Genomic DNA, 9989 nt, shown 5'->3' with positions numbered 1-9989 from the left:
GCGCTACGACAGATGCCCGAAGGTCTTCCTTTCTGCCATCGCCCTGGCCGCGACCGTCATGTTCTGGCTTTGAGGGTTAACGAGTCCTGACCCTAAGAACCAGGGTGGTCTAACAAGCATGGCCGGAGGTGCCGAGACCTTCAACGGCCGGATTCTTACGCTTTTTGCCGGTCGCAATACGAGGGTTCATGTTCGACATTCTTTCGACCACTGGCGTGATCTTCGTCCTGATTGGCGTAGGCTACCTGTCCGTGCGGATGGGCGTGCTCGGCGCGAGCGACACGGCAACGCTGGGCAAATTTGTTGTCAGCTTCGCATTGCCAGCTCTGATCTTCCGAGCGGTGACGCAACGCCCTTTGAGCGAGATTGCCGATCCCGGCTATCTCGCCGCGATGCTCTTTGGCTCGCTCGCGGTTTTCTTGGCGGGATACTGGTGGATGCGGCGTCGAGATCATTCGCCACAGGCCAGCACCTTTCATGCCATGGGCATGTCTTGCGCGAACAGCGGCTTCATCGGTTACCCAGTGCTTCTCATGGCGCTGCCATCCGTGGCTACCTCGGCGCTGGCAATGAACATGGTGGTCGAAAACCTGGTGATGATTCCGCTGGTGCTGGTTATGGCCGAGCGGGCGAGTTCGGCTGGACAGGGTGGGCACCGCTTGGCACTCATGATCGGTGCGCGGCTGATCCGCAACCCGATCGTCCTCGCGCTGGCGTTCGGTATGGCGATTTCATGGTTCGGCTTGCAGCTGCCCCTACTGATCGAGCGCTCGGTCGACACCCTTGCGAACTCCAGCGCTGCGCTGTCGCTGGCGGTGATCGGCGGCACGCTGGCCACCTTGCCGCTTAGTGCGGTGAACGGCTCGGTGATACCGGTGGTAGTCGGCAAGCTGCTGCTGCACCCGCTCGCTGTCGGGCTGGGACTCATCGCGATGGCCTCTGCCGGGCTAGATGTGCGCGACGAGGGCCTCGCGGCTGCGGCGGTTATCATGTCAGCCATGCCAGCAATGGGGATCTACCCGATTCTGGCACAGCGCTTTGGTCAGGAGCGCAGCGCGGCTGTCGCAATGCTGGCGATGACTGCCATGTCATTCGTAACGATTAGCGTCGTGTTGTGGCTGGCTCTGCCATGATTACCGGGGTCGCGCAGACTCCCACTTAAAGAGCTATTACAAAATCGAAGTCAGCCTCGAGCGCTCGCGGTCGTTGATCGTGCTGCGGCTCCAGACATGGCCTCAGGCTGCATCGGTAGTCAGCGCCCGAAACGGCGCAACGAAGCCGGTCCGGGCCGCCTCAGCGCGGTCGACATGCGCGTCGTCCAGGACGCGCCGGTACGTCGGCAAACCCGCATCCGTGATACCGTTCATGATTTTGGTATCCCTTTTGGCCGAACCAACCGCTTCTGGGCCGCGATACGGAACGGCGCGTTCGGCGCGCCGTAGCCCGCATAGGCGCCGCGCCGTTCGACGATTTCGAAGAACAGCCCACCCGGCGTCGGCTGGGAGTAAAGCTGGAAGAACTCACCTCCTGCATCCCGGTCATACATGATCTGACCAGCCCGCAAGCGGGCCAGCAGGGCGGGATCCAGATCGAAGCGTGCAGCGAGGTCATCGTAATAGTTCGACGGGATCGCCAGCGGCGCAAAGCCTATCCTCGTCAATGCGGTCGAGGTGGCAAGAATGTCGTCGCAGGCGAAGGCGGTGTGCTGCACGGCCGAATTGAAACTGTCGGCGAGGAAGCGGCCTGCGAAGGTGCGGTGGGTCTCGGCGCCGTTCAATGTCAGCCGCAGCGTGCCTTCGGGCGCCTCGATCGCCTGGCTACGCACCAGCCCGTCGGGATCGGCGACGTCGACCATCGGGGATTTCGCGAGATCGAAGATCGAAGTGTAGAACAGCGCCCAACTCAGCATCTCATCATAGGCCATCGTCTCGCCCAGATGGTCGATGCGGGTCAGGCCGGCATCGTCCCCCCCTGTACCTGATCCTGCGTCGGCCTCAGCAACGAACTCGCGCTCCCAGACCCCGGCGAGATCGGCGCTGTCATCGATGAAGTGCATCACCGAGCCGCCGACACCCCGGATCGCTGGAATGTCGGTTTCGCCCGGCCCGACCGGCTGATGAAAGGGGTTCGCGCCGAGCGCACGTGCTCGCTCCATAGTTGCGGCCGCGTCCGACACGCCGATGCCAATGTCGCAGATCCCGGTGCCATGAGTGACGTAGGCGCTGTGCGCGAAGCCGCTCGTCTCGGTATTGACCACAATTCGGATCTTGCCCTGCTGCCACAGCTCGACCGACTTCGTTCGGTGCCGTCCCGTGCGCGCGAAGCCGAGTGCGGCAAGTTGGCGGGTCAGATCGCCGCTTTCGGCAGCGGAAGTTGCAAACTCTATGAACTCGACCCCGGTGGCGGCGATCCGGTCGGGGATGGGGGGCAGGCCTACCTCGACCCCCGGCTCCTCGCGCCGCACCCGGTCGAGCAGGTGCACCAGTGAGCGATGTCCGTCGCGGGCCACCGTCTCGGGCCGCCCGCCCCGGAACTGGTCATTGAAGATCTCGAGGCTGACCGGCCCGCGATAACCGGTGGCCATGACCGCCCGCATGAAAGCCGTCACATCGAGATCGCCCTCGCCCGGCATGTTACGGAAGTGGCGAGACCAGTAGAGCAGGTCCATTTCAATCATCGGCGCGTCGGCAAGCTGCACGAAGAAGATCCGGTCGCCTGGAACACGGCGGATCGTTTCGGGGTCAAGTTTGCGACCCAGCGTGTGGAAGCTGTCGAGGATCAGCCCGACATTGGGATGGTCGGCGCGACGCACCACCTCCCAAGCATCGCGATGATCGTTGACGTGCCGCCCCCAGGCCAGCGCCTCGTAACCGACGCGCAGGCCGCGCTTCGCCGCCCGCTCGCCCAGTTCACGGAAATCGTCCGCCGCGCGGTCTATGCCACCTATGGCATCGGGCGCCACCGACGAGCAGACCAGCACCAGATCTGTGCCGAGTTGCTGCATCAGGTCGAATTTGCGCTCGGCCCGATCGAAGGCCTTCACGCGGCGCGAACCGACCAGCCCCTCGAAGTCGCGAAACGGCTGGAATATCTCGACTCCAAGCCCGTGGTCGCGGATCATCGCACCGATCTCGGCGGGGCTTCCCGCCTCGGCTATGAAATCCTGCTCAAAGATCTCGATGCCGTCGAAGCCTGCGGCAGCGATCGCCTCGAGCTTTTCGCGCAGATTGCCGGGCACCGAGACGGTGGCGATGGAGCGGCGCATGATCAGTCCTCCCTGAGCCGGGCGCGCAGCGCGTCTTCGTCAAGGCTGCGTCCGGTAAAGAGCCGCGAGGCGTGGACGCCTTGGTAGAAGTATAGCTCCCAGCCGGAAATGATCTGCAAGCCCTCGGCTGCCGCATCGATGAGGAACTGCGTGTCCTCGGGCGTGTAGACCGCGTCGAAAGCCCAAGCCGCGCCCGCCATCGCCGCGCGCGGCAGCGGCGTGCCGGGATAGCCGTCCATACCGAGCGGCGTGCAGTTGATCAGCCCGTCGCATCCCCGCGCCGCGCCCTCGGCGTCGCCCGCTACCTCGACCGTCATCGCCGGCGCCGCGGCGCGGAGCTCGACTGCCAGCGTCTCGGCCTTGGCGCGATCGCGATCTACCAGCCGCAGCGCGGTGGCGCCCAGCCCTGCCAGCCCGAAGGCCACCGCGCGGCCCACGCCGCCGGTGCCGATCATCAGCACCGTGCCCGGGGCCGTGGCGCCGCGCACCCTGGCATGCGCAGCCTTGAAGCCGGTGAAGTCGGTGTTATGCCCCTTTGCCCCGTCGGCCTCGAACAGCACGGTGTTGACCGCGCCGATGCCGCGCACCAGCGGGTTGTCGACGGTGACCTTACGCGCCGCGACCTCCTTGTAAGGGTAGGTGACGTTGATCCCGGCCCGAGTCGCGGCGCAATCTGCAAACACTGCGTCGAAGTCCCGGCCGAGCTCGGCGGGGATCAGGCTGTCATACACGGTCGGTATCCCCAGCATCTCACCGGCGATGCGGTGCAGCAGCGGCGAGCGCGAGGCGCGGATGTTATCGCCGATCAACCCAAGACGGAGCGTGTCGCCTAGCATGGTATGGTCCCTTGGCATGTCAGACCCCGTCGCCCCGGGCCCGCGCGGTGCCGAAGCGAGCGCGCAACCCGGTCCAGAGCGGGGTCTGGCTGATGAAGATGAAGACGACGGCGCCGAACAGCACCAGCGACAGCGGGCTGGTGAGGACGCCCATGAACAGCCTTCCCAGATCCTCCTGCTCGGAGATGATCGCCCGGCGCCAGTTCTCGTCGATCAGCCGACTCAGGATCACGCCGAGAATGACGGGGCCGACCTGGTAGCCGTAGGTCTTGAGCAGGTAGCCGAAGGCGCCGAACAGCAGCATCCAATAGACGTCGGTGATCGAATTGTTGACTGCGTAGGCGCCGACGATCGATAGCAGCAGGATCAGCGGGATCAGCACCGCGCGCGGCATCTCGACGATCTTGGTGAACAACCGGATGCCGGTCAGGCCGAAGATCAGCATGAAGATGTTGGCCAGCACCAGCGCGCCGGTGATGAACCAGAACATCTGCGGCTGCTCGATCATCAGCATCGGTCCCGGGTTCAGCCCGTGGATGAACATCGCGCCGATGATGATCGCGGTCACCGCGTCGCCCGGAATGCCCAGCGTCAGCATCGGGATGAAGGCGCCGCCGACGGCGGCGTTGTTGGCGGTCTCGGGCGCCACAAGTCCCTCGGCCGCGCCCTCGCCGAACGGCACCTCGGGCTTCTTGGTGACCCGCTTGGCATGATCATAGGCCATCAGCGCCGCGATGTCGCCCCCCGTCCCCGGCAGCGCGCCGATGATCACTCCGATCGACGAGGTCTGCAGCGACAGCGGCAGGTATTTCCCGACCGCCCGCCAGGATGGCACGATCCGGCCAATGGTCTGCTTCACCGCCGCCTTGTCGATGTGATGCAGCTGCGTCAGCGCCTCGGAGACGCCGAACAGCCCGATCATCACCGCAATAAAGGAGATCCCGCCCCACAGCTCGACCATACCGAAGGTGAAGCGCTCTTCAGCGGTCAGCGGATCGAGGCCGACCGCGCCGATCAACAGACCAAGCGCGCCCGCGAACACCCCCTTGAGCAGGCTCTCACCCGAGAGCGACCCGACCAGCAGGATGCCGAGGATCGCCAATAGCATGTAGTCCCGCGGCTGGAAGGTCAGCGCGAACTCCGATACGAAGGGTGCCGCCACCGCCAGCACGCCGATGCCGATGAAGCCGCCGACGAAGGACATGACGGTCGACAGCCCGATCGCCTCACCGGCCTGTCCCTTTTGCGCCAGCGGATAGCCGTCGAGCGCGGTAGCGATCGCCGAAGGCGCGCCGGGGATGTTGAGCAGGATCGCGGTGCGCGAGCCGCCATAGACGCCGCCCATGTAGATGCCGACCATCAGGCACAGCGCCGGGTAGACGTCCCAGGCGAAGGTGAAGGAGATAAGGATCGACACCGCCATGGTCACCGACAGGCCGGGGATGGCGCCCACATAGATGCCCGCGAAGGTGCCAAGCGCGACCAGCCCAAGAAGCTTGAGGTCAAGCCAGGAGATCAGGAAGAATTGCAGCGCTTCGGTCATTGCGTGTCACCCCCGGAGAACAGGTTGCCCAGCCAGGCCAGGATCTCGCCTTCGGGCACAAGGCCCGACGGCATCAGTACGGTGAACACCAGCCGGAAGATCACATAGACCAACGCCAGCGAGGCCAGCGAGACGCCGAAGGACCACAGCAGGCCCCGGCGGCGCAGCGCAAAGATCGACAGGGTCAGGAACAGCAGCGATGTCGGCAGGAACCCCAGCGGCTTCAGCAGCAGCGCATAGCCCAGCATCATCGCGAACATCGCCAGGATCACCGGCGGGGCCACGTCCGTGAAGAACCGCAGCGCCATGCGCTCGCGCAGCCGCAGCGTCTTGATCAGTATCGCCACCGAGGTCACCAGCATCGCGAAGGCCGCGGCCATCGGGAACGCCCCGGGCGAGGACAACGCCTCGAAGCCCGAGATCAGGATCGCCTGCCACAGCAGGAAACCGCTCAACCCGACGAGGACCACCGCGAAGGCGGTCTCGCCGGGCATCTTCTTGGATGGATCGTGCATGAATCGCCTCCCTGGCGGGGCATGGACGCGGGAAAGGGAATGTACGGGCCGAGACGGCCCCGAAAGGGGGCGGGCCGCGCGCGGCGGCCCGCCGGTCCGCGTTACTCGGGACGCGGGATGTCGAATTCCTCGGGCGAGGCCTTGGCGATTCCGGCGTCGTAGACCAGCCAGCTGGTCACGGACTGCCACTTGTCGAGAAATTCCTGCGCCTCGTCGCCGGAGATGTTCATCACCTGAAAGCCGCGGTCGTCCATCAGCTGTTGGAAATCGGCGTTCTCGACGCCCGCCGCATAGGCCTCAGAGAGCTTGGCGACCACATCGTCGGGGGTGCCCTCTTTGACGAAGACACCGAAGAACGGACCCCAAGGCAAGTAGGTCTCGAAAGCCGGGTAGGCCTCAGTGATCGGCGGCACGTCGGGCAGAGCCTCGTTCGCCTGTGTATCGATCAGCGCCAGCGGTTTGATGCGGCCGGCCTTGATCGCCTCGATCGAGGCGCCGAGCACGGCAGGCATCACGTCGATCGCGCCGCCCTGAAGCGCGGTCAGTGCCGGACCGTCGCCGTCATAGGGCACCGCCGTCACTGGCAGCTCGATCTCGCTTTGGAGCATCGCGGTAACCACCGACGGCAGGCCACCCGGGCCGGTGGAGCCGAACTTCACCTCGTTCGGGTTCTCTTGAATATAGGTGACCATCTCCTCGAGCGTGTCGAAGGGTGCATCGTTGTTGGCCACGAGGATCGGCACACCGCGCGCGATCACGTTGACCGGCACGAAGCTCGAATAGTCGATATCGCCCAGCCCCATCACCTTGTAGAGCAGCGGGTTCTCGGCGCCCATCAGCAGAGTGTAGCCGTCGGCGTCCTGAGCCGAGGCGAACTTGACCGCGATGGCTCCGACGCCGCCGGTCATGTTCTGCATCACCACCTTGCCACCGAGCACCTCCTCGGCATGAGGCGTCACCGCGCGCATCACCGTGTCGGTCGAGCCGCCGGCGCCCCATTGAATGATACCCTGGATTTCTTTCTCGGGGTATTCGGCCAGCGCCGGAACGGCAGTAAAAGCAAGCGCGGCCAGCGCGCCCGTAAACAGCGTCTTCATGTTATCCTCCCAAGGATCGGTTGTGTGCCGGGCGCTCCCATGCCCGTGCGACAAGGAGCATCATGACCCGGCGGCCGCGATAACGTCAAATGCCGAGATTGGCCAAGCATTAACCTGATGTTAATTCTATGGCCCGGCCCAGTCGCGTCTCGACACCGCCCCGGTCAGCTCCGCGCGCAGATCGGCGATCGCTTGCTCGGCGAAGCCCGACAACACCCTGCCCTTCTTGCGGCAGGCATAGGCGGTGATCGAACTGTCCTCCTCGAGCGCGATCCGCACCAGCCCCGGCATGTAGACCTCGGCCACCGAGAACTCGTCGATGAGCGCCACGCCGAGCCCGTGGCGCACGAGGCTCACCACGGTCTGCGCGAAGCGGCCACGCATCGACTGGCGCGGGTTGAGGCCTGCCGCCTCGAAGGGGGCGAGCAGGATTGCGCCGTAGGGATCGGTCGGATCGACCCCGATCAGCGGCTCGCGCGCGAGTTCATGGACCGAAACCGTCTCGCACGCGGCCAGCGGGTGATCCTCCGGCACCACCGCAACCAGCCGCCCCGTCGCCACCGGTTCGCTCTCGATGGCGGGGTTCTCGACAGGATAGCTCATCATCACGAACTCGCCGCGCTCGAGAAGCAGGTAGTCGAGCGTCTCCTCGATCTTGAGGATATTGAGATCGATGTAGAGATCGGGCCAGCGCCGCCTGAGCCTGCGGATCGCGCGCGCGGCGATGAACTGGGCAATCGAGGGGGCCGAGGCAAAGGCCAGCTGTGCGTCCTCGCCGCGCTGGAGCGAGGCGATCGCATAGGTCAGGTTCTCGACATTATGGTAGACCCGGCCGATCTGCTCGAAGATCGGCCCGGCCTCGACCGACGGCACGAACAGCCCGCCCTTGCGTTCGAACAGGCGCAGCCCGAGCGACTCCTCGGTGTGCTTGACCAGCCGGCTGATGCCGGGCGCCGAGACACCCAGCAGCGTGGCCGCGCCGTTGATGGTGCCGGTCATCATCACGGCACGCACCACCTCGACCTGGCGCAGGGTCATGTCCCGCATGTCGTATTCCTCCCCGTCCGCCGCACAGGGTTAGACAACACGGCGGGCGGGGCAACTGCGAAACGCGACCGCCTTCAGGCCGTCCGGGCCGCCCCGCCGCGCACGGCAGCGAAGTCGAACAGCCCGTATCCCATCACGACCAGAAAGGCCGCGGCCGGCACCACATAGGAGAAGGTCGCGCCGGCGACATCGATCACCGCGCCCTGCACCAGCGGCAGCAATGCGCCGCCCAGGATCGCCATTACCAGCCCGGCCGAGCCGAACTTGGTATCCTCGCCCAGTCCCTCCAAGGCTATGCCATAGATGGTCGGGAACATCAGCGACAGGCAAGCCGAGATCATCACCACGGCCCACAACCCCGACAAACCCGGCACCAGCGCGGCGTAGAGCGCAAGCCCTGCCCCCGCCAGCGCCAGGCCGGCCAGCAGCAGCGCAGGCCGGACGAAGCCCATCACCCAGACCATCGCGAAGCGCGACACCAGAAACACCAGCAAGCTGGCTTGCAGATACCAGCCGGCCCCGGCCTCGTCGGTGCCGACCGCGGCCATCGCGTATTGCAGGGTGAAGGTCCAGACGCAGGTCTGGGCGGCAACGTTGAAGAACTGCGCCACCACGCCGAAGCTGTAATGGCGGTTCTTCAGAAGCCGCTTCAGCGTCGCCCCGAAATGCACCTCGTGACCGGCCTCGAGCTCGCGCTCGCTCGGCGTCGGCATGCGGCTGAGCGCGATCGCAATCCAGATCGCGACCAGCACGACGGCAAAGCCGACGTAAGGGACCATTACCGCCTGCAATTCCTCGGCGCGCAGCGCCCGCAGCGCGTCCGCTCCCATCGCGGCGCGCACGTCCGCGTCGGCGGTGTTCAGGTTGGGCAGGATCAGCGCCGCCGACAGGAACACGCCGATATTGGTGCCGACCGGGTTGAAAGCCTGGGCGAGGTTGAGCCGGCGCGTGGCGTTGGCCTCCGGTCCCATGGCGATGACGAAGGGGTTGGCCGACGTCTCCAAGATCGACAGCCCGCCCGCCAGCAGGAACAGCGCCACCAGGAAGAAGCCATAGGTCATGGCAATGCTGGCCGGATAGAACAGGAAGGCGCCCGCGATGGCGCAGCCCAGCCCGACCAGGATGCCGGTCTTGTAGGAGTAACGTCGATTGATGAAGGCTGCTGGCAGGGCCAGACAGAAATAGGCGCCGTAGTAGGCGAACTGCACCAGCGAAGATTGCAACGCGCTCATCGAGAAGATCTTGGAGAAGACCTGCACCAGCGGGTCGGTCATGTTGGCCGCGATGCCCCAAGCGGCAAAACAGGTGACGATGAGCATGAAGGGCAGCTTCATGCCGGCATGCAGGAATCGTGTAGGCTGGTTCATGTGTTCTCCCTCTCGAGCCTCCGGGAACCGCAACCACATGTCGGGCCGCGGTTGCGCGGCGCCTTTTGGAAGCGTCCGCTGGGACATGCCAGTGCCGAAGAGCCCGAGCCGTCGACTGCGGGCATAATATTTCTCGCGGAATGACGAATTAGGGACAGTGTTCCGCCTATACTGCCTTCGATGCGCTTTGTAGGCGATCGCTTACGCGCCCCATTACTACGGATGGGCGCGCGCTACTTCCAACTGCGACTCTTGTTTGAAAACAATGCCCTATCAAGCAGGAGTTTTCCAGTATGGGACGTGTATACGCGCAGTTGAC

At 65.0% G+C, this 9989-nt stretch carries 9 protein-coding genes; 1 reads left to right on the top strand and 8 read right to left on the bottom strand.

Features of this window, described 5'->3' with window-relative positions; genetic code table 11:
- Window positions 1–188 precede the first annotated feature (188 nt).
- The gene (locus FHS00_RS17385) at window positions 189–1133 is read left to right on the top strand and encodes an AEC family transporter (RefSeq protein ID WP_183475363.1); all 945 of its coding nucleotides are present in this window, start codon (window positions 189–191) and stop codon (window positions 1131–1133) included.
- Window positions 1134–1235: 102 nt separating this feature from the next.
- Here the strand turns inward: FHS00_RS17385 and FHS00_RS17895 are convergent, their stop codons facing one another.
- From FHS00_RS17895 to fucP, 8 genes are all read right to left on the bottom strand, one after another.
- Window positions 1236–1367 (bottom strand): carboxymuconolactone decarboxylase family protein, encoded by a 132-nt coding sequence (locus tag FHS00_RS17895; RefSeq protein ID WP_281372333.1) that lies wholly within the window; start codon window positions 1365–1367, stop codon window positions 1236–1238.
- The gene (locus FHS00_RS17380) at window positions 1364–3265 is read right to left on the bottom strand and encodes a bifunctional sugar phosphate isomerase/epimerase/4-hydroxyphenylpyruvate dioxygenase family protein (RefSeq protein ID WP_183475362.1); all 1902 of its coding nucleotides are present in this window, start codon (window positions 3263–3265) and stop codon (window positions 1364–1366) included. The genes FHS00_RS17895 and FHS00_RS17380 overlap by 4 nt, the downstream gene beginning before the upstream one ends.
- A gap of 2 nt (window positions 3266–3267) precedes the next feature.
- Complete coding sequence (locus FHS00_RS17375) at window positions 3268–4119, bottom strand: shikimate dehydrogenase family protein (RefSeq protein WP_246391464.1); 852 nt, start codon at window positions 4117–4119, stop codon at window positions 3268–3270.
- Window position 4120: 1 nt separating this feature from the next.
- Window positions 4121–5644 carry a tripartite tricarboxylate transporter permease gene (locus tag FHS00_RS17370; RefSeq protein WP_183475361.1) on the bottom strand — a complete coding sequence of 508 codons (1524 nt, stop codon included), beginning with the start codon at window positions 5642–5644 and terminating at the stop codon, window positions 4121–4123.
- Complete coding sequence (locus FHS00_RS17365; protein ID WP_183475360.1) at window positions 5641–6159, bottom strand: tripartite tricarboxylate transporter TctB family protein; 519 nt, start codon at window positions 6157–6159, stop codon at window positions 5641–5643. The genes FHS00_RS17370 and FHS00_RS17365 overlap by 4 nt, the downstream gene beginning before the upstream one ends.
- A gap of 101 nt (window positions 6160–6260) precedes the next feature.
- Entirely contained in the window at window positions 6261–7256 is a 996-nt protein-coding gene (locus FHS00_RS17360) for a Bug family tripartite tricarboxylate transporter substrate binding protein (RefSeq protein ID WP_183475359.1), read from the bottom strand.
- A 126-nt stretch (window positions 7257–7382) separates the two neighbouring features.
- Window positions 7383–8303 carry a LysR family transcriptional regulator gene (locus tag FHS00_RS17355; RefSeq protein ID WP_183475358.1) on the bottom strand — a complete coding sequence of 307 codons (921 nt, stop codon included), beginning with the start codon at window positions 8301–8303 and terminating at the stop codon, window positions 7383–7385.
- A 74-nt stretch (window positions 8304–8377) separates the two neighbouring features.
- Entirely contained in the window at window positions 8378–9670 is a 1293-nt protein-coding gene (fucP, locus tag FHS00_RS17350; protein WP_183475357.1) for an L-fucose:H+ symporter permease, read from the bottom strand.
- Window positions 9671–9989: the final 319 nt, after the last annotated feature.

The sequence above is a fragment of the Limimaricola variabilis genome, assembly GCF_014195545.1.
GTDB classification, from domain to species: domain Bacteria; phylum Pseudomonadota; class Alphaproteobacteria; order Rhodobacterales; family Rhodobacteraceae; genus Limimaricola; species Limimaricola variabilis.
This window is presented reverse-complemented; position numbering and strand designations above follow the sequence as displayed.

Excerpts from the sequence above, each read along its gene's own strand:
- FHS00_RS17385 (WP_183475363.1), top strand. The coding sequence starts at position 189 with ATGTTCGACATTCTTTCGACCACTGGCGTGATCTTCGTCCTGATTGGC.
- FHS00_RS17895 (WP_281372333.1), bottom strand. The coding sequence starts at position 1,367 with ATGAACGGTATCACGGATGCGGGTTTGCCGACGTACCGGCGCGTCCTG.
- FHS00_RS17380 (WP_183475362.1), bottom strand. The coding sequence starts at position 3,265 with ATGCGCCGCTCCATCGCCACCGTCTCGGTGCCCGGCAATCTGCGCGAA.
- FHS00_RS17375 (WP_246391464.1), bottom strand. The coding sequence starts at position 4,119 with ATGCCAAGGGACCATACCATGCTAGGCGACACGCTCCGTCTTGGGTTG.
- FHS00_RS17370 (WP_183475361.1), bottom strand. The coding sequence starts at position 5,644 with ATGACCGAAGCGCTGCAATTCTTCCTGATCTCCTGGCTTGACCTCAAG.
- FHS00_RS17365 (WP_183475360.1), bottom strand. The coding sequence starts at position 6,159 with ATGCACGATCCATCCAAGAAGATGCCCGGCGAGACCGCCTTCGCGGTG.
- FHS00_RS17360 (WP_183475359.1), bottom strand. The coding sequence starts at position 7,256 with ATGAAGACGCTGTTTACGGGCGCGCTGGCCGCGCTTGCTTTTACTGCC.
- FHS00_RS17355 (WP_183475358.1), bottom strand. The coding sequence starts at position 8,303 with ATGCGGGACATGACCCTGCGCCAGGTCGAGGTGGTGCGTGCCGTGATG.
- fucP (WP_183475357.1), bottom strand. The coding sequence starts at position 9,670 with ATGAACCAGCCTACACGATTCCTGCATGCCGGCATGAAGCTGCCCTTC.